This is a genomic window from Nocardioides mangrovicus (assembly GCF_003674065.1).
Lineage (GTDB): Bacteria > Actinomycetota > Actinomycetes > Propionibacteriales > Nocardioidaceae > Marmoricola > Marmoricola mangrovicus.
In genome coordinates, this window is record NZ_RDBE01000010.1 from 1,037,371 (window position 1) to 1,062,608 (window position 25,238).

At 73.3% G+C, this 25,238-nt stretch carries 27 protein-coding genes and 1 pseudogene; 15 read left to right on the forward strand and 13 right to left on the reverse strand.

Annotated features, from left to right (window positions below; genetic code table 11):
• Positions 1 to 139 (forward strand): annotated as a pseudogene (locus D9V37_RS20830) (WhiB family transcriptional regulator); the annotation flags it as partial.
• A 226-nt stretch (positions 140 to 365) separates the two neighbouring features.
• On the opposite strand, the gene D9V37_RS19530 reads toward D9V37_RS20830, so the two are convergent.
• Positions 366 to 1,499, reverse strand: coding sequence for an ArsA family ATPase (locus tag D9V37_RS19530; RefSeq protein ID WP_232525055.1), 1,134 nt, complete (start codon positions 1,497 to 1,499; stop codon positions 366 to 368).
• 41 nt (positions 1,500 to 1,540) lie between these two features.
• Complete coding sequence (locus tag D9V37_RS19535; protein WP_121807749.1) at positions 1,541 to 2,527, reverse strand: ArsA-related P-loop ATPase; 987 nt, start codon at positions 2,525 to 2,527, stop codon at positions 1,541 to 1,543.
• Between the two features lie 63 nt (positions 2,528 to 2,590).
• On the opposite strand from D9V37_RS19535, the gene D9V37_RS19540 reads away from it, so the two are divergent.
• Together D9V37_RS19540 and D9V37_RS19545 are read left to right on the forward strand one after the other, a co-directional pair.
• On the forward strand, positions 2,591 to 3,367 hold the full coding sequence (locus D9V37_RS19540) for a CoA transferase subunit A (protein WP_121807750.1): 777 nt from the start codon (positions 2,591 to 2,593) through the stop codon (positions 3,365 to 3,367).
• 1 nt (position 3,368) lies between these two features.
• A complete protein-coding gene (locus tag D9V37_RS19545; RefSeq protein ID WP_121807751.1) occupies positions 3,369 to 4,010 on the forward strand; it encodes a CoA transferase subunit B in 642 nt (213 codons plus the stop codon).
• Here D9V37_RS19545 and D9V37_RS19550 read toward each other — a convergent pair.
• From D9V37_RS19550 to D9V37_RS19580, 7 genes are all read right to left on the reverse strand, one after another.
• The gene (locus D9V37_RS19550) at positions 4,000 to 5,772 is read right to left on the reverse strand and encodes an MFS transporter (protein WP_198412654.1); all 1,773 of its coding nucleotides are present in this window, start codon (positions 5,770 to 5,772) and stop codon (positions 4,000 to 4,002) included. The genes D9V37_RS19545 and D9V37_RS19550 overlap by 11 nt on opposite strands.
• 196 nt (positions 5,773 to 5,968) lie before the next feature.
• Positions 5,969 to 8,368, reverse strand: coding sequence for an ABC transporter permease (locus D9V37_RS19555; protein ID WP_121807752.1), 2,400 nt, complete (start codon positions 8,366 to 8,368; stop codon positions 5,969 to 5,971).
• Complete coding sequence (locus tag D9V37_RS19560) at positions 8,368 to 9,075, reverse strand: ABC transporter ATP-binding protein (RefSeq protein ID WP_408636232.1); 708 nt, start codon at positions 9,073 to 9,075, stop codon at positions 8,368 to 8,370. The genes D9V37_RS19555 and D9V37_RS19560 overlap by 1 nt, the downstream gene beginning before the upstream one ends.
• 70 nt (positions 9,076 to 9,145) lie before the next feature.
• Positions 9,146 to 9,805 (reverse strand): response regulator, encoded by a 660-nt coding sequence (locus tag D9V37_RS19565; RefSeq protein ID WP_121807754.1) that lies wholly within the window; start codon positions 9,803 to 9,805, stop codon positions 9,146 to 9,148.
• Entirely contained in the window at positions 9,802 to 10,980 is a 1,179-nt protein-coding gene (locus D9V37_RS19570; protein ID WP_121807755.1) for a sensor histidine kinase, read from the reverse strand. The genes D9V37_RS19565 and D9V37_RS19570 overlap by 4 nt, the downstream gene beginning before the upstream one ends.
• Before the next feature lie 35 nt (positions 10,981 to 11,015).
• Entirely contained in the window at positions 11,016 to 11,714 is a 699-nt protein-coding gene (locus D9V37_RS19575; RefSeq protein ID WP_121807756.1) for an alpha/beta hydrolase, read from the reverse strand.
• The gene (locus D9V37_RS19580; RefSeq protein WP_121807757.1) at positions 11,711 to 12,667 is read right to left on the reverse strand and encodes a GlxA family transcriptional regulator; all 957 of its coding nucleotides are present in this window, start codon (positions 12,665 to 12,667) and stop codon (positions 11,711 to 11,713) included. Before D9V37_RS19580 ends, D9V37_RS19575 begins: the two co-directional genes overlap by 4 nt.
• 73 nt (positions 12,668 to 12,740) lie before the next feature.
• On the opposite strand from D9V37_RS19580, the gene D9V37_RS20330 reads away from it, so the two are divergent.
• From D9V37_RS20330 to D9V37_RS19605, 6 genes are read left to right on the forward strand one after another with little or no spacing between them, the layout of a single operon-like run.
• The gene (locus D9V37_RS20330) at positions 12,741 to 12,911 is read left to right on the forward strand and encodes a hypothetical protein (protein WP_158604528.1); all 171 of its coding nucleotides are present in this window, start codon (positions 12,741 to 12,743) and stop codon (positions 12,909 to 12,911) included.
• Between the two features lie 20 nt (positions 12,912 to 12,931).
• Positions 12,932 to 13,087: a DUF4177 domain-containing protein gene (locus D9V37_RS19585; protein ID WP_121807758.1), complete on the forward strand. Its 156-nt coding sequence runs from the start codon at positions 12,932 to 12,934 to the stop codon at positions 13,085 to 13,087.
• Entirely contained in the window at positions 13,084 to 13,542 is a 459-nt protein-coding gene (locus tag D9V37_RS19590; RefSeq protein ID WP_121807759.1) for a RidA family protein, read from the forward strand. The genes D9V37_RS19585 and D9V37_RS19590 overlap by 4 nt, the downstream gene beginning before the upstream one ends.
• A gap of 2 nt (positions 13,543 to 13,544) precedes the next feature.
• Complete coding sequence (locus D9V37_RS19595; RefSeq protein ID WP_121807760.1) at positions 13,545 to 14,402, forward strand: NUDIX hydrolase; 858 nt, start codon at positions 13,545 to 13,547, stop codon at positions 14,400 to 14,402.
• Positions 14,399 to 15,172 carry an MBL fold metallo-hydrolase gene (locus tag D9V37_RS19600; protein WP_332835768.1) on the forward strand — a complete coding sequence of 258 codons (774 nt, stop codon included), beginning with the start codon at positions 14,399 to 14,401 and terminating at the stop codon, positions 15,170 to 15,172. The genes D9V37_RS19595 and D9V37_RS19600 overlap by 4 nt, the downstream gene beginning before the upstream one ends.
• Positions 15,173 to 15,179: 7 nt before the next feature.
• Entirely contained in the window at positions 15,180 to 16,202 is a 1,023-nt protein-coding gene (locus tag D9V37_RS19605) for an LLM class flavin-dependent oxidoreductase (RefSeq protein WP_121807761.1), read from the forward strand.
• Positions 16,203 to 16,248: 46 nt separating this feature from the next.
• Here the strand turns inward: D9V37_RS19605 and D9V37_RS19610 are convergent, their stop codons facing one another.
• A complete protein-coding gene (locus tag D9V37_RS19610; protein ID WP_121807762.1) occupies positions 16,249 to 17,610 on the reverse strand; it encodes an outer membrane protein assembly factor BamB family protein in 1,362 nt (453 codons plus the stop codon).
• Positions 17,611 to 17,677: 67 nt separating this feature from the next.
• Entirely contained in the window at positions 17,678 to 18,355 is a 678-nt protein-coding gene (locus D9V37_RS19615) for a Crp/Fnr family transcriptional regulator (protein WP_121807763.1), read from the reverse strand.
• A 125-nt stretch (positions 18,356 to 18,480) separates the two neighbouring features.
• Here D9V37_RS19615 and nth point away from each other — a divergent pair, with 125 nt between their 5' ends.
• Genes nth through D9V37_RS19640 form a run of 5 tightly spaced genes read left to right on the forward strand, consistent with a single transcriptional unit; the run spans position 18,481 to position 22,288 of the window.
• The gene (nth, locus tag D9V37_RS19620) at positions 18,481 to 19,185 is read left to right on the forward strand and encodes an endonuclease III (protein WP_232525027.1); all 705 of its coding nucleotides are present in this window, start codon (positions 18,481 to 18,483) and stop codon (positions 19,183 to 19,185) included.
• Positions 19,182 to 19,664 carry a TlpA family protein disulfide reductase gene (locus tag D9V37_RS19625; RefSeq protein ID WP_121807765.1) on the forward strand — a complete coding sequence of 161 codons (483 nt, stop codon included), beginning with the start codon at positions 19,182 to 19,184 and terminating at the stop codon, positions 19,662 to 19,664. The genes nth and D9V37_RS19625 overlap by 4 nt, the downstream gene beginning before the upstream one ends.
• Positions 19,657 to 20,328 carry an NUDIX hydrolase gene (locus D9V37_RS19630; protein WP_232525028.1) on the forward strand — a complete coding sequence of 224 codons (672 nt, stop codon included), beginning with the start codon at positions 19,657 to 19,659 and terminating at the stop codon, positions 20,326 to 20,328. Before D9V37_RS19625 ends, D9V37_RS19630 begins: the two co-directional genes overlap by 8 nt.
• A complete protein-coding gene (locus D9V37_RS19635; RefSeq protein ID WP_121807767.1) occupies positions 20,325 to 21,500 on the forward strand; it encodes a MarP family serine protease in 1,176 nt (391 codons plus the stop codon). The genes D9V37_RS19630 and D9V37_RS19635 overlap by 4 nt, the downstream gene beginning before the upstream one ends.
• Entirely contained in the window at positions 21,497 to 22,288 is a 792-nt protein-coding gene (locus D9V37_RS19640) for a carbon-nitrogen hydrolase family protein (protein ID WP_198412655.1), read from the forward strand. Before D9V37_RS19635 ends, D9V37_RS19640 begins: the two co-directional genes overlap by 4 nt.
• Here the strand turns inward: D9V37_RS19640 and D9V37_RS19645 are convergent.
• Together D9V37_RS19645 and nhaA are read right to left on the reverse strand one after the other, a co-directional pair.
• Positions 22,275 to 22,688, reverse strand: a complete 414-nt coding sequence (locus D9V37_RS19645; protein WP_121807768.1) for a phage holin family protein — start codon at positions 22,686 to 22,688, stop codon at positions 22,275 to 22,277. The two genes, D9V37_RS19640 and D9V37_RS19645, sit on opposite strands and share 14 nt — an antisense overlap.
• A 4-nt stretch (positions 22,689 to 22,692) precedes the next feature.
• Positions 22,693 to 23,862 (reverse strand): Na+/H+ antiporter NhaA, encoded by a 1,170-nt coding sequence (nhaA, locus tag D9V37_RS19650; protein WP_121807953.1) that lies wholly within the window; start codon positions 23,860 to 23,862, stop codon positions 22,693 to 22,695.
• A 90-nt stretch (positions 23,863 to 23,952) separates the two neighbouring features.
• Here nhaA and D9V37_RS19655 point away from each other — a divergent pair, with 90 nt between their 5' ends.
• On the forward strand, positions 23,953 to 25,182 hold the full coding sequence (locus D9V37_RS19655; protein WP_121807769.1) for a cation:proton antiporter domain-containing protein: 1,230 nt from the start codon (positions 23,953 to 23,955) through the stop codon (positions 25,180 to 25,182).
• Positions 25,183 to 25,238: the final 56 nt, after the last annotated feature.

Here is a 25,238-nt window from a genome sequence, read left to right on the forward strand (position 1 = left end):
CGTGTGGGGCGGGATGACCGAGCGTGAGCGTCGCGCGATCCTGCGCAAGCGTCCGAACGTGACCTCCTGGCGCGACCTGCTCGAGACCGCGATGGTCGAGCACCACGCCGGTGCGGTCGGCGGGGCTGCTCAGGGCTGAGGCTGCCGGTGTGCCGCCAAAGCGGCACACTTGCGCGACCTTGGCGGGGGGTCGCCCGATATGTACCCCGCACAACTTCGCAAGTGCGGGACTTTGGCGATGACCGGGCCGGAGCCACTCGGGCCCCATGGGGTGCGCCAACTGCGCACCTGCGACGTGGGCACGCCCGAATCGCCCGGGATCGCCGCGCCGACTGCGCACGGGTGCGGTTGGCGCGACCCTCGGCTCAGTCGCCGGCGAGCAACCCGCCCACCCGCCGCAGCCCCTCGAGGTCGTGGACGTCGGCCGGGAGCGCCGGGACCACGACCGTGGGCACGCCGGGGTGGGAAGTGGCGAAGCGGCCCCGTAGCCGCTCCTCCCGCTCGACGATGCGCACGCGGTCGGCGTGCAGCGCCAGCAGGCCCGCGGCCAGGCCGGCCTGGGCCGAGCCGGACTCGCGGAGCCGCTCGACGCCGGCCATGGCCCGTTCGGCCGACAGGCCGCCGTCGGGGAGAGTGCTGGCCCGGTTGACCACCAGGCCGGCCAGCGGCATCTGCTCCTCGCCGAGCCGCTCCACGAAGTAGGCCGCCTCGCGCAGGGCGTCGGGCTCGGGCGCCGCGACCACGACGAAGGCCGTCCCGGGGGCCTGCAGCAGCGCGAAGGTGCGCTCGGCGCGCTGCCGGAAGCCGCCGAAGAGGGTGTCGAAGGCGGTGACGAAGGTCTGCATGTCGCGCAACACCTGCGCCCCGATGATCTTGGTCAGTGCGCCGGTGACGAGTCCGAACCCGGCCGTCATCAGCTTCGCCGGCCCGCGGGCGGGGGCCAGCAGCAGCCGCATGAAGCGGCCGTCGAGGAACGAGGAGAGTCGCTCGGGGGCGTCGAGGAAGTCCAGCGCCGAGCGCGAGGGCGGGGTGTCGACCACGATCAGGTCCCACTGCCCGGTGCGGTCGAGCTGGCCCAGCTTCTCCATGGCCATGTACTCCTGGGTGCCCGCGAACGAGCTGGAGATGGCCACGTAGAACGGGTTGGCCAGGATCTGGGCCGCCTTCTGCGGGCTGGCCTGGCTCTCCACGACCTCGTCGAAGGTCGTCTTCATGTCCAGCATCATCGCGTCGAGCGAGCCGTCGCCCTCGACGCCGGAGACCGCACGCGGGGTGTTGTCGAGCTGGTCGATGCCCATCGACTGCGCGAGTCGCTTCGCCGGGTCGATGGTGAGCACGACGACCCGACGGCCGCGCTCGGCGGCCCGCAGCCCCAGCGCCGCGGCGGTGGTGGTCTTGCCGACGCCGCCGGCACCGCAGCACACGACGATGCGGGTGGCCGGGTCGTCGAGGAGGGCGTCGACGTCGAGCACCGGCGGCTCGCCGGCGTGCCCGGCCAGCGGGCCGCGGCGGGCGGTCGCCCGGCTCGCGCGGGGGGTGCTCACGCCATGCCCTGGTCGCGCAGATCGTCGGCGAGCTCGTACAGGGCCGCCAGGTCGACGCCTCCCGGCAGCCGCGGCAGCTCGTAGGTCGGGACGCCGATGCCGGCCACCACCGCGCGTTGCCGGTCCTCCAGAGCGCGCCGCTCGGCGTGGTCGCGGCCCTCGGCGACCAGGACGTCCACGAGCGGGCCGGGGTCGCGATCGAGCACCCGGCCCAGCTCGGTGGTCAGCGCGGCGGTGTCGACGCCGCCGGCCAGCAGCTCGCCGCGCTGGGTGGCGTCGAGGTCCTGGGGGCGCACCAGGTTGACCACCACGCCGCCCACCGGCAGCCCGGCCTCGCGCAGCTCGGCCACGCCGTCGGCGGTCTCCTGCACCGGCATCTCCTCCAGCACGGTCACCAGGTGCACCACGGTGCGCGAGGAGCGCAGCAGGGAGGTGATCGCGTCGGCCTGGCTCTTGATGGGCCCCATCCGCGCCAGCCCCGCCAGCTCGGTGTTGACGTTGAGGAACTGCGTGATGCGCCCGGTCGGCGGCGCATCGAGCACGATCGCGTCGTAGTGCCGGGCGCCCTTGTTGCGAGCGTTGCGGTTCGCGGCCTCGTAGACCTTGCCGGTCAGCAGCACGTCGCGCACGCCGGGGGCGATGGTGGTGGCGAACTCCACGACGCCGAACCGGTCGAGCGCCTTCCCGGCGCGGCCCAGCCGGTAGTACATCGCCAGGTACTCCAGCAGCGCCTCCTCCGGGTCGATCGCCAGCGCGTAGAGGTCGCCGCCGCCCTCCTCGGCGTGGGCGATGCGGCGCTCGGCGTAGGGCAGCGGCGCGACGTCGAAGAGCCGGGCGATGCCCTGGCGGCCCTCGACCTCGCACAGGAGCACCGTCTTCCCGCGCGAGGCCAGCGCCAGCGCGAGCGCGGCTGCGACGGTCGTCTTGCCCGTGCCGCCCTTGCCCGTGACCACGTGCAGCTGCACGTCGGGCCAGTCGGGCATGCCGGTCAGAGTAGAACCTGCGTGGGCGAGCGATAGCCTCGCCCCGACGAAGGGAGTCCGTGGGTGGACAAGGTCGTGGCCAGCGCCGAGGAGGCGGTGGCGGACATCGGGTCGGGCTCGACCCTGGCCGTGGGCGGGTTCGGGCTGTGCGGGGTGCCGGAGGTGCTCATCGGAGCGCTGCTGGCCCAGGGCGCCGACGAGCTCGAAGCCGTCTCCAACAACTGCGGCGTCGACGAGTGGGGTCTGGGCAAGCTGCTCAAGGCCAAGCGGCTGCGCCGGATGATCTCCTCCTACGTCGGGGAGAACAAGGAGTTCGCGCGGCAGTACCTCTCCGGCGAGCTCGAGGTGGAGCTGACGCCGCAGGGCACGCTGGCCGAGCGGCTGCGGGCCGGCGGTTCGGGCATCCCCGCCTTCTTCACCCCGACCGGGGTCGGCACGCAGGTCGCCGACGGCGGGCTGCCGTGGCGCTACGACAGCGAGGGCGAGGTCGTCGTCGCCTCGCCGGCCAAGGAGGTCCGCAACTTCGAGACCGCCGAGGGCCCGCAGGACTTCGTGCTGGAGGAGGCGATCGTCGCCGACTTTGGCCTGGTGCGGGCCTGGAAGGGTGACCGGCACGGCAACCTGGTGTTCCGGCAGTCCGCGCGGAACTTCAACCCGCTGGCCGCGATGTCGGGGCGCGTCACCATCGCCGAGGTCGAGCACCTGGTGGAGCCGGGCGAGATCGACGCCGACTCCGTCCACACCCCCGGCGTGCACGTGCAGCGGGTGCTCGCGCTGACGCCGGAGCAGGTCGAGGAGACCAAGCAGATCGAGAAGCGCACAGTCAGGGAGCGTGGCTGAGATGCCGTGGAGTCGCGATGAGATGGCGGCGCGTGCCGCCTCGGAGCTGGAGGACGGCTCCTACGTCAACCTCGGCATCGGGCTGCCGACGCTGGTGCCGAACTACGTCGACGACGACGTCGAGCTGGTGCTGCAGAGCGAGAACGGCATCCTCGGCGTCGGTGCCTATCCCTACGCGGGCGACGAGGACCCCGACCTCATCAACGCCGGCAAGGAGACCGTCACGATCCGGCGCGGGGCGTCGTTCTTCGACTCCGCCACCAGTTTCGGGATGATCCGCGGCGGCAAGATCGACATCGCCATCCTCGGCGCGATGCAGGTCAGCGCCAAGGGCGACATCGCCAACTGGATGATCCCCGGGAAGATGGTCAAGGGCATGGGCGGGGCGATGGACCTCGTCGTCGGCGCCCGCCGGGTCGTGGTGCTGATGGAGCACACCGCCAAGGACGGCTCCTACAAGATCGTCGAGGAGTGCTCGCTGCCCTACACCGGTCTCGGCGTGGTGCAGCGCATCATCACCGACCTCGGCGTCATCGACGTCGTCCCCGAGTCCGAGGGTGGCGGCCTCAAGCTGGTGGAGCTCGCCCCCGGAGTCACCGAGGACGAGATCCGCGAGAAGACCGAGCCCGAGCTCAGCTCCTGAGCTTCTCCAGCTCGGCGCTCACCATCTCCTCGTGCTCCTCCTGGCGTCGCCGGGCGGTACGCGGGTTCCAGGCGCCGACGAGCAGGAAGATCAGCGGGATGAAGACGATCTCGCCGCCCACCGCGATCCAGAAGTAGTGCTGCCACTGCTTCGGTGACTCCTCCGCAGCGCCCTGCACCCGCTGCAGCAGCGCGAGGTCGCTCTTCGGCACCTCGCCCAGCGCCTGGAGCGAGCTGGTGGCGGCCTGGATCTTCGGGCCGTCGGTGGCCAGCAGCTGCTGCTGCTCCGCGGTGGGCGTGGCGCCGGGGGTGGCGGCCAGCGTCGCCACCGTGGTGACGTCGTCGACGCTGATCCCGGTGACCTCGCTGACCGCCTTGATGCCCGCGGTCTGGTCGGTGGGGTCCTTGGCCAGCGCGGCCGACGTGCTCGGGCTGAGCTTCGCGGCGGTGGCCAGCTCGTCGTGGTACTTCACGGCCAGCGCCTGGGCGCTGGGACCCTCCTGCACCAGCGTCGAGACGGTGGTGACCACGTGGGGGACGATGAAGACCGACACGGCGATCACCAGTCGGATCACCAGGCCCCACACCGCCAGCCCGGTGGCGGTCAGCGCCGGGTTCCGCTTCTCCACGGTCTCGGTGAAGCTGGCCATCCACGGCGCGTAGGCCAGCCCGAGGAACATCGCCAGCAGCACCAGGATCACCACGAAGCTGCCGTAGCTGGTCGTGGGGTGCGTGGCGCGGGAGAGGAAGACGATCGTCATCACGATCGCCCCCAGGGCGCCGACGACCATGAACGGCTTGCGCACCCGCACGCGGTCGGAGAGGTAGCCGATCACCAGCAGCGCCCCGGCGTTGAAGGCCCAGATCCAGTTGCCCAGCGAGTTCGCCCGGCTCTGGCTGAAGCCGAACACGGTCTGGAAGTAGACCGGGAAGAACCCGACGGCGACGTAGTAGATGATCAAGAAGACGCTGATCGCGAACGCCGAGAGCACGATGTCGGGCTTGAGCATCTGGCGGAACGGCGAGCGCAGCGACTCGCTCACGTCGATGCCCTGCGCGCGGGCCTCGACCAGGGCGCGGTCGCGCTCGCTGACCATCACCTGGTCGCGCAGCGCGGGGGAGAGCTCGCGCAGGAACACCGCCGAGAGCCCCGCGACGATCAGGCCGACGACGCCGGCCGCGATGTACTGGTGGTGCCAGGGGGTGGTGTTGCTGGTGCTGCTGATCTGGATGCTCACCACCAGCGAGCCGAGCACGGGCCCCAGCGTCCAGAAGCCCATCGCCGACGCGCGTCCCAGCTGCGGGCTGAAGTCGCGGATGAGCGCCGGGGTGGCGACGAGGATGATGCCCTCGACGACGCCGATGAGCACGAAGACGATGCCGAAGCCGATCTTGGAGTCGGCCAGCGGGATGCCGATCAGGCACAGCAGCGCCACGACGACGAGCCCCACGGTGATGATCGTGACCCGGCCGTAGCGGTCGGCCACGCCGGTGACGAACGAGGCCGCCGCCCCGAGCAGGTAGCCGACCACGGCGATGTTGACGTAGTAGACGAACGACATGTCGTAGTCGACGAGGATGCCGTTCTTTCCGTCGGTGCCGGCGGCGACCGCACCCGCCAGGTAGAACTGGTAGTAGAGGACGATCGTGGCCAGCACGACGATCCCCAGGCACAGGTAGCGCTGGGCGTCGGCGGGATAGTGGTCCAGCTGGGTGCGACGCGTGCGAGGCGTGCGCGGTGCGGGCGGGGCTGCAGCGGTCACGGGACCACGACCTTCCGAGGGAGGCCCGGTCGATGTGATCGGTGCCACACTCGGGTATATCACCGCCCTGACCTGGCAGTGTGGTGCGAATCGGGCGCAGGGCGACTGAATCTCTTCTCCGAGATCGTTTCTGGAGCCGATTTCCGGGGGTTTTGCCGGGCACCCGGCAAAACCCCCGCCGCCCGCCGGCCCCCCTTCACTCCACCGCGAGCCCCGCCGCCGGGCTCACCCGCACGGCCCGCCGGGCCGGGAGGACGCAGGCGGCCAGGCCGGCCAGCGCCGCGATCGCCACGACCAGCGCCAGCTGGCCCCACGGCAGGGTGAGGTGGATCGCCTCGTCGCCCAGCGCGCGGTCGAGCAGGGTGCGCACGCCGACCAGCGCGTAGACCGAGCCCACCACCACGCCGATCAGGCTGGTCACCGCGGCCAGCAGCACGGCCTCGACCGCCAGTGTCGCCCGCAGCTGGGCGCGGGTCAGCCCGAGCGCGCGGAGCAGCGCGTGCTCGTGGGTGCGCTCGAGCACCGAGAGGCCGAGCGTGTTGGCGATGCCGAACAGGGCGATGAGCAGCGAGACCGAGAGCAGCGCCAGCACGGCGTAGACCATGACGTCGAGCTGCAGGTGCACGTACGCCCGCTGCTTGAGGCCGCCGGCCGCCTGCGCGTGCCAGGCCCGGGCCAGGTCGGCCGCGCGCGTGCCGACGGTGTCGGCATCGGCATGGTCGCCCGCCCGGGCCCAGACGCCGCGGACGCCCGCCTGGGGCGCGAGCTGTCGCAGCGTCGCCTGGCTGACCACGATGCCGCCGTCGATCCCCCCGAGGCCGACGACGTGCAGCCGCACCGACCGGCCGGCGGCGGTCAGCGTCAGCCGGTCCTGCTGGGCGAAGTCGTTCATCAGCGACCACGGCACGTACGCCGTCCGCGGTGCGAGGTGGGAGAGCGCGCTGCCGCGCGGCACATCGGACGCCGCCGGGAGCGCCACCACCGTCGTCGGGCCGAGCCGGGCGCCACGGGTGTCGGAGGTGGCGGTGACCCCGCGCAGCGCCACCGCCTCGCGCACCCCGTGGATCGCCGCGACACGGCGCGCGGCGTCCGCCGGAAGGGCGCGCGTGCCGACGACGCTCACGTCGACCGGGTGGTCGGCGTCCATCGCGGTGTCGACCGCGGCCCGGATCGTGGCCATCCCGACGACCATGCCGGTCACCAAGGTGGTGCCGACCAGCAGCGAGGCCGCCGTCGCCGCCGTCCGACGGGGGTTGCGCACCGCGTTGGCCGTGGCCAGCCGACCGGGCACCCCGAGCAGGCGCCCGGTGAGCAGGCCGGCGGCGCGGATGCAGGCCGGCACGATCACGGGGCCCAGGAGCAGCAGCCCGAGGAACGAGATCGCCCCACCGCCGACCATCACCAGCGGCAGGTGGCCCAGCATCGCCAGGGCGAGCATGGCCGCTCCGGCGAGAATGAGAACCATTCCCAGCGCCAGCCGCGCGGCACCGGCGCGGCTGCGGACGTCGACGGCCCCCAGCGGCCGCAGCGCGGTGAGCGGGTCGACCCGGGTGGCGCGGCGCGCCGGCAGCACGGAGGCCACCGCGGTGACCAGCACGCCGGTCAGCCACGCCGCGAGTAGCCAGCCCCAGCCCACGTGCGCCCGCCCGACCGGGAGCGCGGTGAGCACGTGCCCGGCGAGCACCAGCAGCAGCCGGCCGACGAGGACGCCGAGAACCGTTCCCAGCGTCGCGGCGCCGATCCCGATCGTCAGCGCCTCCAGGCGCACCGACCGCATCACCTGGCGCCGGGTCGCACCGACGCAGCGCAGCAGTGCGAAGTCCCGCTGCCGCTGCGCCAGCAGCACCGTGAAGGTGTTGGCGATGACGAGGATGGACACGAAGAACGCGACCGCACCGAAGAGCAGCAGCATTGTGGCCACGACGTCGACGTTGCGGGTCATCCGCTTGGCCTGGGCGGCCAGGTAGGCGTCGACGGGCTCGACCGTCGCCGACCCGACGACCCCGCGCACCCGGCCGGCGTCGCTGCCGCCGACCACCAGGTCGGTCACCGACACCTGATCGCGCAGGCGCTGCATCGCCGGCCAGGTGAGGTAGACGGCGGCGGCGAGGTGGCCGTTGGCGTGCCGGCTGGTGCCGACGACGCGGTAGTCGCGCCCGTCGAGGCTGAGCCGCTCGCCGAGCCGGATGCCGTTCTGGCGCGCGGCGCCGGCGTCGACCAGCGCCTCGTCGCTCGCCCTCGGGTAGCGCCCGGTGCTCAGGTGCTGCCAACGCAGCGACTGGTGCGAGGCCACGGACCCGACCGCGACGTCGTCGAGGTGGGCACCTCCCACCACGACGGCGGGGTAGGCCGAGGCGTTGACCGACGCCGTGCCGATGCGGGCCAGGGCGCGGTCGGCGGAGGCGGGGTCGAGACCGGTGACGACGACGTCGGCGCCCCGGTAGGCGGTCGCCAGGTCGTTGAGCATGCCGGCCTTGGTGGCCGACGCGATCGTCGCGGTCACCACGACGAACGCCGAGCCCAGCACCACCGCGAGCACCGCGGCGACGTAGCGCCGGGCGTAGCGGCGCACGGAGGCCATGAGCACCGTGCGCATCAGGCGACCCGTCCGTCCTCGATGACGACGACCTCGTCGGCGTGCGCCGCGGCGTCGGCGTCGTGGGTCACCATGACGACGCTCTGGCCGAGCTCGCGCACCGAGCGGCGCAGGAAGGCCAGCACCTCCAGCGAGGTGGCGCTGTCGAGGTTGCCGGTGGGCTCGTCGGCGAAGACGATGTCGGGCCGCGAGATCAGGGCCCGCGCCACCGCCACCCGCTGCTGCTGGCCGCCCGAGAGCTCCGAGGGTCGGTGGCCCATCCGGTCCTCGATGCCCAGCACGCCGACGACGTCGTCGAGCCAGACTCGGTCGACCGGGGTGCCGGCCAGCTCCAGCGGCAGCACGATGTTCTGCCCGGCGGTGAGCATCGGCAGCAGGTTGAAGGACTGGAACACGAAGCCGACGTGCTCGCGGCGGAACAGGGTCAGCCGGGTGTCGTCGAGCCCGGCGAGCTCCACGCCGCCCACCACGACGCTGCCCGAGGTGGGGGTGTCCAGGCCGGCCAGGCAGTGCATCAGGGTCGACTTGCCCGATCCGCTGGGCCCCATGATCGCGGTGAAGCGGCCCGCCGCGACGTCGAGGTCGACGCCGGCCAGCGCGGTCACCGCCGTCTCGCCGGAGCCGTAGGTGCGGACGAGGTCGCGGGCCGAGGCGGCCAGCGCGGTCTGCTGAGAACCGGTCTGCTGCTGGGTGGTCGTCATGGCCACGACGCTAGGAAGATCCGGGCCGCTGATCGTCAGGCCGCGGACCGGACTCGGCGTCCGCCCACGGGATGACTCAGCCGGAGCCGACCAGCCCGGTGTCGTAGGCGAGCAGCACCAGCTGCACGCGGTCGCGGGAGCCGGTCTTGGCCAGGAGCCGCGAGACGTGGGTCTTCACCGTCGCCTCGGCCACCACCAGGTCGGCGGCGATCTCGCCGTTGGTGCGGCCCCGGGCGATGAGGGTGAGCACCTCGACCTCGCGGTCGGTCAGGCCGGCGTCGGTCAGGCCGCGCGGGGTGGGGCGGTCCTCGGGCAGCGCGGCGAAGTGGTCGAGCAGCCGGCGGGTGGTGCTGGGCGCGACCACGGCGTCGCCGGCCTGCACCCGACGGACGGCGTCGAGCAGTACCGGCGGTGTGGCGTCCTTGAGCAGGAACGCCGACGCCCCGGCGCGGATCGCGGCGAAGGCGTACTCGTCGAGGTCGAACGTGGTCAGCACGATGACCCGGGGAGCGTCCGGTCGCGCGGCGAGCACCCGGGTGGCCTCGACGCCGTCGACGCGCGGCATCCGGACGTCCATCAGCACGACGTCGGCACCGGTGACGGCCAGCGCCTCGATCGCGGCCTGCCCGTCGCCGGCCTCGCCGACCACGGTCATGTCGTCCTGGCTGTCGACGATCATCCGGAACCCGGCGCGCACCATCTCCTGGTCGTCGACCAGGAAGACCCGGATGCTCACCGGACGGGCACCTCGGTGAGCGGCAGCGCGGCCCGGACCTCGAAGCCGCCGCGGGGTCGAGCACCGGTGACCAGCGTGCCGCCGTGCACGGCCACGCGCTCGCGCATGCCGGCCAGTCCGTGGCCCGAGCCGTCGTCGGGCGCGGCGGCGCCGCGGCCGTCGTCGAGCACCACCAGGTGCAGCCAGCCGGCGTCGGCCCACACCTCCACCCGCGGGTGCGCGTCGGGTCCGGCGTGCTTGCGGACGTTGGTCAGCGCCTCCTGCACCACCCGGTACGCCGTGAGCCCGACGCCCTGTCCCACGGCGGGGAGGTCGTCGGCGATCCGGCTCTGGACCTGCTCGTCGAGCAGCTGGCGCAGGTCGGCCAGACCCGGCTGCGGCCGGGTCGCCGTCGCGTGGTCCTCCGGACGCAGGAGCCCGAGCAGCCGGCGCATCTCCTGCAGCGACTCACGTCCCGTGCCGGCGATGGTGTCCAGCGCCCGGCCGACCCGCTCGGGGTCGCGCTCGAGCTGCAGCCGCGCGCCGTCGGCCTGCACCACCATCACCGAGAGGCCGTGGGCCACGATGTCGTGCATCTCGCGCGCGATGCGGGCCCGCTCCTGCGAGGCCGCCAGCTCGGCGCGCTGCTCGGCCTCGCGCTCGACGCGGATGCCGCGCTCGATGAGCTGGTCGACGTAGGCCTTGCGGGTGCGGCCCAGCGTGCCCACCAGCCAGGAGCTGACCACGACCAGGGCACAGAACACGGCGGCCTCGGTGAAGGTCCGCCCGTCGCCGGTGCGCAGCGTCCACGACGCCGGCCCGAGCACTGCGCCGCCTAGGCCGAGCGCCAGCGCGACCCGGCCCAGCCGGCTGCCGCCGTAGGTGACGGCGGCGTAGATCGTCAGCGGCACCGCCGCCTGCCCCCAGGTGGGCGTGCTGAGGAGCACCAGCTGCGGCAGCGAGAACGCCGTCACCAGCCCGACGCACCAGGCCGGGTGGGTGCGGCGCACGAGCAGCGGCAGGATCTCCAGCGTCACGAGGGCCACGTGGAACCCGTCGCGCGCGAACACTCCGGACAGCGCACTGCCCGCCCAGGCCACCACCAGCGTGACCATGACGACGCAGACGTCGAGCGCGATCCCGCGCGGCCGCGTCCACGGCCCCCGCGCCTCGTCGGCGAACGCGGGCTCGGTCATGTCTCGAGGGTAGGTGTCCGCGGCCGCCGCGGTCGTCAGTCCGTGGGGGGATCGAGCAGCGCCTGCTGCACCCGGGGCCAGACGGCGCTCTGCGGGTCGACGACGTCGAAGTGCCCGGCGCCGCCGAGCTCGACGAGGCCGACCCACGGGTGGGCGGCGACCAGGCCGCGGCTGTTCTCGATGCTCACGACGTCGTCGTCGGTGCCGTGCAGGATCTCGATCGGGTACGCCGGGCGGTGACGCGCCAGGAGCGCGGCGGGGTCGGCGTCGTCGACGTGGTGGTCGACGCCGAGGAAGTCGCGCACGGCGCCGTCGCCCATGCCGGTGGCGGCGGCGTGCCGCAGGTCGCCGACCGGCGCGATCGGCACCACCCGGTCGACCCTCGCCCCGGAGCACGCCAGCCAGAGCGCGAGGTGGCCGCCGGCGGAGTGACCGCTGAGGGTCACCGTGCGCGGGACGAACGGCAGCAGGGAGGGCAGTCGCTCGAGGGCGGTGCGGACGTCCTCGCAGGTGGTCGGCCAGCCACCGCCGGCACCCACGCGTCGGTACTCCGGCAGCACGACGGCGGCCCCGGCCTCGGCCAGCGCCCGCGCCACGGGCCGGGCGTGGTCGCGGTCGTAGGCCTGCCGCCAGAACCCGCCGTGCAGGTGGACGACGAGGTGGGTCGGCTCGCGCTCGGGCAGGTAGAGGTCGGCGACACCGTCGGTGTGGTCGGCATACCGGAGCGGGGTCATACGGCGGTGGAGAACGTGCGTCGGTAGTCGCTGGGCGCGACGCCGACGTGAGCGGCGAAGTGGTGCCGCAGGAGGGCCGCGGAGCCGAACCCGCACCGGGCCGCCACCGACTCCACCGCGAGATCGGTGCTCTCCAGCAGGTGGCGGGCGTGGTCGAGCCGCTGGAGCAGCAGCCAGCGCGCCGGCGTGGTGCCGGTCTCGGCGACGAAGCGCCGCGCGAAGGTGCGGGGCGACATGGCAGCCCGCTGCGCCAGGTCGCTGACCGGCTGCTCCTGGTGCAGGTGCTCGCGCATCCACGTCAGCAGCGGCGAGAGGCTGTCGGCGCTGCAGGCCGGCACCGGCAGCTCGATGTACTGGCGCTGCCCGCCCTCGCGCTGCGGCGGCACGACCATGCGCCGCGCGATCCGGCTGGCGACGGCGGCGCCCAGCTCGCAGCGCACGTGGTGCAGGCAGGCGTCGATGCCGGCGGCGGTGCCGGCGCTGGTGATGACGCGGTCGTCCTCGACGAAGAGCACGTCGGGGTCCACCTCCGCCGTCGGGTAACGGCGCGACAGCTCCGCGGTGTGGCGCCAGTGGGTGGTGCAGCGGCGTCCGTCGAGCAGCCCGGCCTCCCCGAGGACGAACGCCCCGGAGCACACCGAGAGCACCCAGGCGCCGCGGGCGTGGGCGCGGCGGAAGGTCTCGACCGTCGCGGGGCCCGGCGGGGCGAGGCTCTCGTAGGCCGCGGCCACGACGAGATCGGCGTCGTCGGCGGCCTCCAGGCCGTAGGGCGGCAGCAGGACCAGCCCGTTGTCGAGCTCGAGCGGCTCACCGGGGCGCTCGGCGCAGATCCGGAAGTCGATCGGCGGGACGCCGTCGTCGGTGCGGTCAACCCCGAACACCTCCCGTACCACCCCCAGCTCGAACAGGCTCGGTCGTGGTGGCAGCACGACGGCGACGGTCCGCAACGGCATGTGGCAGAAAATACGCGATAGACGACTTTGCTGCCACTCGTGGCGCGATGTGAGCGAGCGCAGAGTAACTGCCATGTGGAACCTCATCGCCGTCTCCCTCTTCTTCCTCCTCTTCACCACGGTCGTCACCGTGCTCGAGCGCGTGCACCGCCACGACGACCTGCCTCGCGCGCCCTTCGGTGTCGACGCCGGCCGCGACGCCGACCTGCGCCGCGTGCTGCACGACCTCGACGCCCGTCCGTAGGGCGCGGCTAGGGTGCGCCCATGACGAAGTGGGAGTACCTGACCGCCCCCGTGCTGGTCCACTCGACGAAGCAGATCCTCGACAACTTCGGCTCCGACGGCTGGGAGCTGGTGCAGGTCGTCCCGGGCATGAACCCCGAGAACCTGGTCGCCTACTTCAAGCGCCCGCTGCAGTGAGCACCCCCGAGGAGCGGCTCGCCGGGCTGGGTCTCTCGGTGCCCGAGGTCGCCAAGCCGGTGGCGACGTACGTGCCCGCCGTGCGCGACGGCGACCACGTGCTCACCTCGGGCCAGCTGCCGATGCGCTCGGGCTCGCTGGTGGCCACCGGCAAGGTGGGCGCCGAGGTCAGCCAGGAGCAGGCCGTGGAGTGCGCCCAACAGTGCGCGCTCAACGCGCTGGCGGCGGTCCGCTCGCTCACCGGCGACCTCTCGGCGGTCAAGCAGGTGGTCAAGGTCGTCGTGTTCGTCGCCTCCGCGCCCGACTTCACCGCGCAGCCGCAGGTGGCCAACGGCGTCAGCGAGCTGCTCGGTCAGGTCTTCGGCGACGCCGGTGTGCACGCCCGCTCGGCCGTCGGGGTCGCGGTGCTGCCCCTGGACGCGCCGGTCGAGGTCGAGCTCACCGTCGCCGTCTAGCGATGCGACGAATCAGCCTCCCGCCGAGGCTCGTGGAGCAGGCCGCGTCGTTCGCCTCGGGCGAGCAGACCCCGGCCGAGCCGCGCGACGCCGCCACCGTGCTGCTGCTGCGCGACGCCGCCGGCGACGGTGACGCGGGCCCCGAGGCCTATCTGCTGCGCCGCCAGTCCTCCATGGCCTTCGCGGCGGGGATGTACGTGTTCCCCGGTGGGGGCGTCGACCCCCGCGACTTCGAGCCGCCCGGCTGGTCCGGACCGTCGCCGCAGCAGTGGGCGACGGCGCTGGGCACCGACCCCGAGCACGCCTCGGCGCTGGTGTGCGCCGCGGTCCGCGAGACCTTCGAGGAGTCCGGGGTGCTGCTGGCCGGCAGCGCGGCGGGCGCCGTCGTGGCCGACACGACCGGCGAGGACTGGGAGGCCGACCGCCTCGCTCTGGAGGCGCACGACCTGGCCTTCAGCGACTTCCTGCGCCGGCGCCACCTGGTGGTGCGCAGCGACCTGCTCGGTGCCTGGTCGGCGTGGACGACGCCGGTCTTCGAGCCGCGCCGCTACCGCACCTGGTTCTTCGTCGCCGCGCTGCCGCAGGGCCAGCGCACCCGCGACGTCTCCACCGAGTCCGATGCGGTGGCCTGGCAGCCGCTCGAGGCGGTGCTCGCCGCCGGCGACGCCGGCGAGATCGGCCTGATGCCACCGACGTACGTGAACCTCCTCGACGCCGCGCAGCACGACACGGTGGCCGACGTGCTCGACGCCGCGCACGAGCGCCGCGTCGAGATGTTCATGCCCGACCTGGTGGAGACCGACGGCGAGCCGGCGCTGACGATCCCGGCGTCGATGCTGGACCTGGTGGAGCGCCGGTGAGCTGGACCGGTGGCGATTTCGGCGTCGGGCGGTGCGTGCTGGCGCCCAACGCCAACCAGATGACCCTCGACGGCACCAACACCTGGGTGCTCCGGGCGATCGACGGCGGCCGCTCGGTGGTGGTCGACCCCGGACCGCCCGACGAGGCGCACCTGGCGGCGGTGGCCGAGGCGGCCGGCGACGTCGCCGTCGTGCTGCTGACCCACCACCACCTCGACCACTCCGAGGCGGCCAGGGCCTTCGCCGAGCAGATGGGCTGCGGCGTCCGCGCGCTGGACCCGGCCTACCGGCTGGGCTCGGAGGGGCTCGGCGAGGGCGACGTCGTGGCCGTCGGCGACCTCGAGGTGCACGTGGTCGCCACGCCCGGTCACACCGCGGACTCGCTCTCGTTCGTGCTGCCGGCCGAGCGCGTCGTGCTCACCGGCGACACCGTGCTGGGCCGCGGCACCACCGTCGTCGCGCACCCCGACGGCCAGCTCGGGGCCTACCTGGACTCCCTGGACCGGCTGCACGCACTGGCCGAGGCGCACGAGATCGAGCGGGTCTGGCCCGGGCACGGTCCGGTGATCGACGACGCGCTCGCGGCGCTCGACTTCTACCGCGCCCACCGGCGCGAGCGGCTCGAGCAGGTGGCCGCCGCCCGGGAGGCGCTGGGACCCGAGGCGACGCCACGCGAGGTGGTCGAGCGCGTCTACGCCGACGTCGACCCGGTGTTGTGGGGCGCGGCCGAGCTGAGCGTCCGGGCACAAATCCGCTACCTGGATGGTTGAAGGTTGTATGACCAAGAACATCGGGTTCCTTTCGTTCGGTCACTGGAACCCCTCTCCGCACTCGCAGACCCGTAGCGGCTCCGACGCGCTGCTGCAGTCGATCGACCTGGCGGTGGCGGCCGAGGAGCTCGGCGTCGACGGCGCCTACTTCCGCGTGCACCACTTCGCCCGCCAGCTCGCCTCGCCGTTCCCGCTGCTGGCCGCGGTAGGGGCACGGACCAGCCGGATCGAGATCGGCACCGGCGTCATCGACATGCGCTACGAGAACCCGCTCTACATGGCCGAGGACGCGGGCGCGGCCGACCTCATCGCCGGCGGCCGGCTGCAGCTCGGCATCAGCCGGGGATCACCGGAGCAGGTCATCGACGGCTTCCGCTACTTCGGCCACCAGCCGGCCGAGGGCTCCGACGCGAGTGAGATGGCGCGCGAGTACACCAAGATCCTCCTGCAGGTGCTCGAGGGCAACGGCTTCGCCGAGCCCAACCCGCGCCCGATGTTCGCCAACCCGCCCGGCCTGCTGCGCCTGGAGCCGTACTCCGAGGGCCTGCGCGATCGCATCTGGTGGGGCGCCGGCTCGCGTGCGACGGCCGAGTGGGCCGGCGAGGTGGGGATGAACCTGATGTCGAGCACCCTGCTCACCGAGGACACCGGCGTGCCGTTCCACGAGCTGCAGGCCGAGCAGATCCAGCGGTTCCGCAAGGCCTGGGCCGACGCCGGCCACCCCCGCGAGCCGCGCGTCTCGGTCAGCCGGAGCATCTTCCCGATCACCAACGACCAGGACCGTGCCTACTTCGGCGCCGAGACCCGCAGCACCGACCAGGTCGGGCACCTCGACGGCGGCAACGCCCGCTTCGGCAAGACCTACGCCGGTGAGCCCGACCGGCTGGTCAAGGAGCTGGCCGAGGACGAGGCCATCGCCGCCGCCGACACCCTGCTGATCACCGTGCCCAACCAGCTCGGCGTCGACTACAACGCTCACGTGCTGGAGTCGATCGTCGCCGACGTCGCGCCGGGGCTGGGCTGGCGCTGACGTCCCACGATTCCCCGCACGTGCGGGGAATGGCGGGCGCCACCCCTCACGACGTCCCGACCACGCTCAACCCGGTCAACGTCGGCACCAGCAGGTTCCGACCGCTGATGGCGGGGGTGGCGAACCGGCTGGTGCGCCCGACGCTGGTCTGGCTCACGGTGGCGCCGGTGGTGGGGTCCAGGGAGTAGAGCGTGCCGCCGTTGGGGTCCAGCGACCAGATCCGGCCGCCGCCGACGACCGGGGCGCCGGTGATGTTGGCCGCGGCGTGCCAGAGCACGTTGATCTGGCCGGCCTCGTCGATGGCGATCGCGCGCAGCCCGTCGGTGCACGGCACGTAGACGATCGTGCCGGCCACCGCGGTGCCGCCGTAGGAGTTGCACACCATCGCCTGGCTCACCTGACCGCCGATCCCGCCCAGGTGCGAGGCGCGCAGCACGTAGGAGGGGGCCGACTTGCCCGCGACGAAGATCCACGGGCCGACCAGCGTGGCGCCCTGGGATCCCAGGCCGACGTCGCCGGTGTTGTTGGTGGGCCAGATCGAGGGCGCGAAGGAGTCGACCAGCCGGGCCCGCTGGGTCAGCCGGAGCACCGAGTTGGTGAAGTCGTAGGCGTCACCCGGGCCCGCCGCGCCGTTGGCGGTGACGACGAAGAGCCGGCCCTGGGAGTCCACCGACGGTCCGGGCGGGGTCCACATGCCGCCGCCGCGCTGGGTCGGCGGCGTGTAGCTCACCTTGCCGTGGCGGCGGTCGAGGTTCGTGCCGACGACGCGGCCCTTGTAGCCGCCGCAGTCACCGGCCAGCGCGCCGAAGGGCACCCACACGCGACCGTGGGCGACGGTGAGCGCGCCGCGCTGCTGCATCGCCCGCTGCTCGACGCCGGGCAGGTCCATCGACCGGTGCCAGCGCACGTGTCCGGTGCCGATCGCCAGTGCGTACAGGGTGTGACGGGCCTCAGGGCCGCTCTCGGCCACCAGGTAGACGGTGCGCCGGCTGGCCACGTAGACCGGCGTGCCGGTGATCCCGAGCGGGGAGATGTCGCCGCACGGGAGCGCGCTGCTCGGTGTGGGCGTGCCGAGGTGACGGCGCCACAGGAGCCGGCCGTGGCGGCCGAAGGCGTAGACGGTGTCGTTCTCCGTGGCCACGACGGTGCGGCCCGCGCCCACCACGGGGGAGGCGTACACGGCGCCGTCGAGGGTGGTCGAGCGCGTCACGCTCGGGGTGCCGCTGACCGCGGGCATGCGGGAGGAGTAGCCGGTGCGGGCCCGGTTGCCGTGGTAGGTGGGCCAGTCCAGGCTCGTGCGGGCCGGGTGCGCTCGCCCGCCCGACGGCGGCGTGGCGGCGTAGGCCCCCGATCCGGCGAGGAGGGCGAGGGCGGTCGCGGAGACCGTGAACGTGCGGGACAGCCTCATTCTCGAGACGGTACGCGCGAAAAAGCTCCGCAAACACCCCCAAAGCGGACGGGGCCGGCGGACGGGGCTAGCGAGCGCGGCGGCGCATCCGCTCCAGGTCCATGATCACCACGCTGCGCGGCTCGAGCCGCAGCCAGCCGCGCGAGGCGAAGTCGGCCAGCGCCTTGTTGACCGTCTCGCGCGAGGCGCCGACCAGCTGGGCCAGCTCCTCCTGGGTGAGGTCGTGGTGCACGTGGACGCCGTCGTCGGCGGTGCGGCCGAAGCGGTCGGCGAGGTCGAGCAGCGCCTTCGCGACGCGGCCCGGCACGTCGGAGAACACCAGGTCGGCGGCGACGTCGTTGGCGCGGCGCAGCCGGCTGGCCAGCTGCAGCAGCAGGCCGCGGGCCACCGTCGGGCGGCCGTCGAGGAAACGCAGCAGGTCCTCGTGCGAGAGCGAGAGGAAGACGGTGTCGGTGACCGCGGTGACGGTGGCCGAGCGCGGTCCGGGGTCGAACAGCGAGAGCTCGCCGAACATCTGGCCCGGGCCCAGGATCGCCAGCAGGTTCTCGCGACCGTCCGAGGAGGTGCGGCCGAGCTTCACCTTGCCGTCGGTGACGATGTAGAGCTTGTCGCCGGAGTCGCCCTCGTGGAAGAGCACCTCGCCGCGGCGCAGCTTGGTCTGGCTCATCGAGGACCGCAGCGCCTCGGCGTCCGCGTCGTCCAGCTCGGTGAAGAGCGGGCCCTGACGCAGCACGTCGTTCTCCACAGGGATCTCCTTCTCAGCGCGCTCCGGGGTGCAACAGGTCACATTGTCCACCCGTGCAGGGGCATTCTGCCACGTCAGCGGCGACGGCCCGATCGGTGTCGCAGTCCCCGCGTAGGCTGACCGCCGTGCCGGACACCTCGCTGGGGACCTCGTTGGTCAGGCGGGCCCGCAAGGTGGACCGGGTGCTCGCCGAGACCTATCCCGACGCCCGCAGCGAGCTGGACTTCACCACCCCCTTCGAGTGCCTGGTGGTCACGGTGCTCTCGGCGCAGACGACCGACAAGCGGGTCAACCTGGCCAGTCCCGCCCTCTTCGCGGCCTACCCCGACCCCGCCGCCATGGCCGCCGCCGACCGCGCGCACCTGGAGAAGCTGGTGGGCCCGCTGGGCTTCTTCCGGGCCAAGACCGACTCGCTGCTCAAGCTCAGTGCCGCGCTGGTCGAGCAGCACGGCGGTCAGGTGCCCGACCGGCTCGACGAGCTGGTGAAGCTGCCCGGGGTGGGCCGCAAGACGGCCAACGTCGTGCTGGGCAACGCCTTCGGCAAGCCGGGCATCACCGTCGACACTCACTTCGGCCGCCTCGCCCGGCGGCTGGGCTGGACCGAGGAGAGCGACCCGGTCAAGGTGGAGCACGAGGTCGGCGCACTCTTCCCCAAGCGGGACTGGACGATGCTCTCCCACCACCTCATCTGGCACGGCCGCCGCTGCTGCCACGCCCGCAACCCGGCCTGCGGGGCGTGCCCCGTCGCGCGCTGGTGCCCCTCCTACGGCGAGGGCCCCACCGACCCGGTCAAGGCCGCGAAGCTGCTGCGCACCGAGGGGCGGGCGTGAGGAAGGCGCTCGTCGTCCTGGTGGCGCTCGTGCTGCTCGCCGGCTGCGGCACCGGGCTGGAGAAGAAGCCGGCGACGACGCTGCCGGCGGTCACGCTGGCGCCGCTGGGCGGCCAGGGGTCCTCGATCGACCTGCGCACGCTCAAGGGCCCGGTGCTGCTCAACTTCTGGGCCAACTGGTGCGGCCCCTGCAAGGAGGAGCTGCCGATCTACCAGCGCTTCCACGCCGACCACGGCGCGGTGCGGCTGGTCGGTGTCAACACCCTCGACACCCAGCCGCAGCTGGCCGAGAAGATGCTCGCCGCCGCCGGCGCCACCTACCCCCAGGTCACCGACCCCGACGGGAAGGTCCTCGGCGCGAAGTACCTGCCCGTGCTGGTGATGCTCGATGCTCGCGGGCACGTCGTGTACAAGAAGGCGATCCGGATCCGGTCCGTGGCGCAGCTGCAGTCCCTGGTCAGGAAGCACCTCGGTGTCTGATCCGGCTGGGTTGCCCGGCTGGCTGGAGCCGGTGCGCGAGGGCGCCCGCACCATCACCGCCGACGACCTCACCCGCTTCGTGCCGCCCGAGGGGTCCGACGCCCGCCAGGGCGCGGTGCTGATGCTCTTCGGCGAGGGGCCGGCCGGCCCCGACCTGCTGCTCACCGAGCGCAACCACCAGATGCGCTCCCACCCCGGCCAGCTCTCCTTCCCCGGCGGCTCGATGGACCCCGGCGACGACGGTCCGGTGGCGGCCGCGCTGCGCGAGGCGTACGAGGAGACCGGGCTCGACCCGGCCGGCGTCGAGGTGATCGGCACCCTGCCCCAGCTCTGGCTGCCGCCGAGCAACTTCGCCGTCACCCCCGTGCTGGGCTGGTGGCGGGTGGAGTCGCCGGTGTCACCCACCTCGCCGGAGGAGGTCGAGCAGGTGCTGCGGGTGCCGCTGGCCGAGCTGCTCGACCCGACCCACCGCGTCACCGTCACCCACCCCAGCGGCTACCGCAGCCCGGGGTTCCTGGTGGGCGCCGAGCACGACCTGGTGCTGTGGGGTTTCACCGCGGGCATCATCACGCGGCTCTTCGACCACCTCGGCTGGACCCGGCCGTGGGACGAGACCGCCGAGGCCGAGCTGCCGGCCTACATGCTCAGCGGGCGACGCGGATGAACGTCTTGGACTGGGTGCTGGTCGTCTTGGTGGTGGCCTACGCGGTCTCCGGCTACTGGCAGGGCTTCATCACCGGCGCCTTCGCCACCGTCGGCCTCGTGCTGGGCGGACTGCTCGGCATCTGGCTGGCACCCACGCTGCTGGGCCGGCTGCAGCCCTCGGTCGGCGTCTCGGTGCTGGCGGTGTTCGTCGTGCTGGTGTGCGCCTCGTTCGGCCAGGCGCTGCTGCAGTACGTCGGCGGACGGGCCCGCGACGCCATCACCTGGCAACCGGTCCGCGCCATCGACGCCGTCGGCGGCGCGGCCCTCTCGGTGGCCGCCGTGCTCGTGGTCGCGTGGATGCTGGGCGTGGCCATCAGCGGCTCGCGGATCCCCGGCGTCGGGCCCGAGGTGCGCACCTCGCGCGTGCTCGGCGAGGTCAACAAGGTGATGCCCGGGCAGGCGCAGACCGCGCTGCAGGCCTTCAACCGGGTCGTGGGGTCGAGCTTCTTCCCCAGCTACCTCGAGCCGTTCGCGCCCGAGCGCATCGTCAACGTCTCGCCCGCCTCTCGCCGGGTGCTCACCGACCCCGACATCACCCGTGCCCGCACCCGGGTGTTCAAGGTCCGCGGCAACAACGCGTGCGGCCAGGGCGTCGAGGGCAGCAGCTTCCTCTACGCGCCGCACCGGCTGATGACCAACGCCCACGTGGTGGCCGGCGTGCGGCACCCGCAGGTGGTCGAGGACAACCGCTCGCTGGACGCCACGGTCGTCTACTACAACCCCGAGGTCGACGTCGCGGTGCTGCTGGTGCCGGGCCTGAGCGGCAAGCCGCTGCCCTTCGCCACCACGCCGGGTCAGGTGCGGCAGCAGGCGGCCGCGCTGGGCTACCCGCAGGACGGCCCCTACGACGCCGAGCCGGCGCGCATCCGCTCCCAGCAGCAGCTGCGCTCGCCCGACATCTACAGCCAGGGCAGCGTGGTGCGGCAGGTCTTCTCGCTGCGCAGCACGATCCGTCCCGGCAACTCCGGTGGCCCGCTGGTGGCCACCTCGGGCGAGGTGCTCGGGGTCGTGTTCGCGGCCTCGGTCACCAACGACCAGACCGGCTACGCGCTCACCGCCCAGCAGGTCAGCGGGCCGGCGTCGGTGGGCCGCACCGCCACCCAGGCCGTGTCCACCGGGGACTGCGCGTGAGGCTGGCGCTGGCGGCGCTGGCTTTCCCCGGCAGCCCCGCAGAGTCGGTCGCGGCGGCCTGCGCGGCGATCGACGAGGCGGCCGGGGCCGGTGCCGCACTGGTCGTGCTGCCGGAGTGCTTCGTGCCGGGCTACCGCGCCCTCGGCGCACCGGTCCCCGAGGTCGACGCCGGCTGGCTGGCCGGTGCGCACGCGGCCGTCGCCGAGGCCTGCGGTCGCGCGGGCGTCGCGGCGGTGGTCGGCACCGAGCGCTTCGTGGCCGGCGGGCGCCGCATCACCGCGCTCGTCGTCGACGCCGACGGCACGCCGCTGGGCTGGCAGGACAAGGTGCAGCTCGACCCCAGTGAGGACCGTCTCTACGCCCCTGGCACCGAGCGCGCGGTCTTCGACGTGGGCGGTGCGCGAGTGGGCGTGGTGATCTGCCACGAGGGCTGGCGCTACCCCGAGGCCACCCGGTCGCTGGTGCGGGCCGGGGCCCGCCTCGTGGTGCACCCGCAGTTCCACCCCGGCGACGACGACGGGCCGCGCGGTGGCTTCGCCGACCCGGCCGGTCCGTTCCACGAGGCCGCCGCACGGTGCCGTGCGGCCGAGAACGAGATCTGGTTCGCCACGGTCAACTGCGCGATGCCCGGCCGTGCCATGACCTCGGCGCTCGTCGCACCCGACGGCACGGTGGTCGCCGAGCAGCCACGAGGCGTGGCCGGGCTGCTGGTGAGCGACCTCGACCCGGCGGCCGCGACCGGTCGTTACGCCGAACGGCTGCGGGAGGGCGCCGTCACTTGCGCTTGATGACGGCCGCGGTCTCCTTGGCCTGCTCGATCGAGCGCTCGGGCGCCTTGACCTTCTTCACGCTGCGCAGGCCGAGCAGGCCCAGCAGCGCGGCGAGCAGCAGGTAGACGCCGAAGACGATGAGGAAGCACCAGGCCAGGTCCAGGCCGCTGAGGTGGATCAGATAGGCGATAGCCACCGAGAGCATGATGATGGCCAGGAGCCCGAGGAACGCCGCGCCGGCGAACAGGCCGATGCCCACGCCGCCGGCCTTGACGCTGAACTGGATCTCGGACTTGGCCAGCGCGATCTCGTTGCGCACCAGCGAGGAGACGTCGCGACTGACCTCGGTGACCAGCCGCCCGATGGTGGGCTCCTCGGCCTGGGTCACCGTCGTCTGCTGCGGCAGTTCCTCGCTCATGACCTCACCCTAAGCGCAACCGGCTCCGGCGCCTCAGCGCCACCGCACCGAGCAGCGCGGCCAGCAACGAGCCGACCAGCACCGCCGACTTCGCCTGCGCCGCGCGGGCGTCGTCGTAGGAGAGGTCGCAGACCAGCAGCGCGACGGTGAAGCCGATGCCGCACAGCAGCGCGAGCCCGACCAGGTCGCGCCAGGCCAGGCCCGGGCCGCGCCCGCCGATGCGGCCGGCGAGCCAGGCACCGCCGAGCACCCCGACCGGCTTGCCCACCACCAGCCCGGCCACGACGCCGAGGGCCACCGGCGAGACCAGCGAGAGTCCGCCGAGCGGCACCCCGGTGCTGGTGAGGGCGAACAGCGGCACCGCCACGCACGCACTCACCGGCGAGAGCGCCTGCTCGAGCCGCTCGGCCGGCGAGAGCTTGTCCTCCTGCTCGGTCGCGACGCGGGTGAGCAGCCCGACGACGACGCCGGCCACGGTGGCGTGCACGCCGCCGGCGTACGTCGCCCACCAGGCCAGCACGACGAGCGGGGTTAGGAGCCAGGGCGACGTGAGCCGCCACCGCTGCAGCAGTCCGTAGGTCGCGAGGGCGGCCACCGCGACGATCAGCCAGCCCACGTGCAGGCTGCTGCTGTAGAACACGGCGATGATCGCGACGACCACGAGGTCGTCGACCACGGCGAGGGTGAGTAGGAAGGCCCGCAGCTGCTGGGGCAGACCCGACCCGACGACGGCGAGCACGGCCAGCGCGAACGCGATGTCGGTGGCGCTGGGGATGGCCCAGCCGCGCAGGTCCGGTGAGCCCAGGTTGACGACCACGAAGACGACGGCGGGCACCAGCACGCCCCCCACGGCCGCCGCGACCGGCACCGCCGCGTCGGCCGGTCGGCGCAGCGAGCCGACCACGAGCTCGCGCTTGAGCTCCAGGCCGGCGACGAGGAAGAACACCGCCAGCGCGCCCTCGGCGGCCCAGTGCTCGAGGTCGAGCGGACCCAGCTGGAGCCGCCGCAGGGCCTCGTAGGAGTCGCCGGCGGTGTTGGCCCAGACCAGCGCGCACCCGGCGGCCAGCAGCGCCAGGACGCCCCCGACCGTCTCGCGACGCAGCACCTCGGCCACGAACGCGGCGTCGTCGCGCCGCGGCAACCGAAGGGGACGGCGGTCCGTCGGAGTCGGCATCACAGGGCTCCTGGGGTCGACAACACGAGTGCCGACCAGACTTCCCGGCGAACCTCCGGACAGCCTACCGGGCCTCGATAGCCTGGGCCGGTGGACGACCTGGTGCCCTTCGGCCTCAGCCTCGCCCTCGTGGCCCTCGCCGGGCTGGTGGCGGTGTGGTCCAAGCCGCTGAGCGAGTGGCTGCGGGTGCCGGCCCCGGCGCTGTTCCTGGTGGTCGCGGCGCTCGCCTCCGACCTCTTCCCGCGCCTGGGGACGGTGTCCATCGAGCACGTTCAGCGGATCGTCACCGTCATGCTGGTGCTCCTGCTCTTCGACGGCGGCCTGCACATCGGGCGGCGACGCTTCGCCACCGCGGCCGGACCGGTGCTGCTGGTCGGGGTGCTGGGCACGGTCGTCACGGCCGCCGGCATCGCGGTGGTCGCGCACACGCTGCTCGGCTTGGACTGGCGGGCCGGTCTGCTGCTCGGCGTCGCGCTCTCGCCGACCGATCCGGCCGTCGTCTTCTCGGTGCTGGGCCGGCGCGAGGTGCAGGGGCGCACCGGCACGCTGCTGGAGGGCGAGTCCGGGGCGAACGACCCGGTCGGCATCGCGGCCATGGCCGCCGTGCTGGGCGCGAGCGGCGGCGGTCTGCACGCCGTGTGGGTGGGTGTGGGCGAGTTCGCCCTGCAGATGGCCGTCGGATCCGTGGTCGGTCTCGCGGGCGGCTGGCTGCTCGCGGTGGCGATGCGGCGGGTGCCGCTGCCCTCGGCGGCGCTCTACCCGCTGCAGACGCTGCTGGGATCCGGGGTGGTCTTCGGTGTCGCCACCGTGCTGCACGGGTCGGGGTTCCTGGCCGTCTTCGTGGCCGGGATCTACCTCGGCGACCTCGGCGCGCCCTACAAGCTGGAGATCGAGCGGTTCCACTCCTCGCTGGCCAGCCTCGCCGAGATCGTGGCCTTCACGCTCCTCGGGCTCACCGTCTCGGTCCACTTCCTGTTCACCAGCGGCGCCTGGCTGGAGGGCCTGGTGCTGGGGGTCGTCCTCGCCCTCGTGCTCAGACCGGTGCTGGTCGGGCTGCTGCTGGTGCCGGTGCGCCTGCGCGCGGGCGAGCGCGTCTTCGTGCTGTGGTCGGGCCTCAAGGGCGCCGTCCCGATCCTGCTCGGCACCTACATCTTGACCTCCGGCGAGCCGCACGCGGGCGAGCTCTACGAGGTGGTGGTGATGGTGGTGGCGTTCTCGGTGATCGTGCAGGGCGGCCTGGTGCCGTTCGTGGCCGCCCGGGCGAGGGTGCCGATGCGGACCGTCGAGCCCGAGGCGATGGCGGTGCCCGCGCAGCCGTGAGGGCGGTCCTCGGCCCCCGCTGAGGTCGCACGGTGAGGTTGCACCGTGAGAGGTTG

Coding starts and splice junctions, on each gene's coding strand:
- D9V37_RS19535 (WP_121807749.1), bottom strand. CDS start 2,527: ATGCCCGACTGGCCCGACGTGCAGCTGCACGTGGTCACGGGCAAGGGC.
- D9V37_RS19545 (WP_121807751.1), top strand. CDS start 3,369: ATGCCGTGGAGTCGCGATGAGATGGCGGCGCGTGCCGCCTCGGAGCTG.
- D9V37_RS19555 (WP_121807752.1), bottom strand. CDS start 8,368: ATGCGCACGGTGCTCATGGCCTCCGTGCGCCGCTACGCCCGGCGCTAC.
- D9V37_RS19570 (WP_121807755.1), bottom strand. CDS start 10,980: ATGACCGAGCCCGCGTTCGCCGACGAGGCGCGGGGGCCGTGGACGCGG.
- D9V37_RS19575 (WP_121807756.1), bottom strand. CDS start 11,714: ATGACCCCGCTCCGGTATGCCGACCACACCGACGGTGTCGCCGACCTC.
- D9V37_RS19580 (WP_121807757.1), bottom strand. CDS start 12,667: ATGCCGTTGCGGACCGTCGCCGTCGTGCTGCCACCACGACCGAGCCTG.
- D9V37_RS20330 (WP_158604528.1), top strand. CDS start 12,741: ATGTGGAACCTCATCGCCGTCTCCCTCTTCTTCCTCCTCTTCACCACG.
- D9V37_RS19585 (WP_121807758.1), top strand. CDS start 12,932: ATGACGAAGTGGGAGTACCTGACCGCCCCCGTGCTGGTCCACTCGACG.
- D9V37_RS19595 (WP_121807760.1), top strand. CDS start 13,545: ATGCGACGAATCAGCCTCCCGCCGAGGCTCGTGGAGCAGGCCGCGTCG.
- D9V37_RS19605 (WP_121807761.1), top strand. CDS start 15,180: ATGACCAAGAACATCGGGTTCCTTTCGTTCGGTCACTGGAACCCCTCT.
- D9V37_RS19610 (WP_121807762.1), bottom strand. CDS start 17,610: ATGAGGCTGTCCCGCACGTTCACGGTCTCCGCGACCGCCCTCGCCCTC.
- D9V37_RS19635 (WP_121807767.1), top strand. CDS start 20,325: ATGAACGTCTTGGACTGGGTGCTGGTCGTCTTGGTGGTGGCCTACGCG.
- D9V37_RS19645 (WP_121807768.1), bottom strand. CDS start 22,688: ATGAGCGAGGAACTGCCGCAGCAGACGACGGTGACCCAGGCCGAGGAG.
- nhaA (WP_121807953.1), bottom strand. CDS start 23,862: ATGCCGACTCCGACGGACCGCCGTCCCCTTCGGTTGCCGCGGCGCGAC.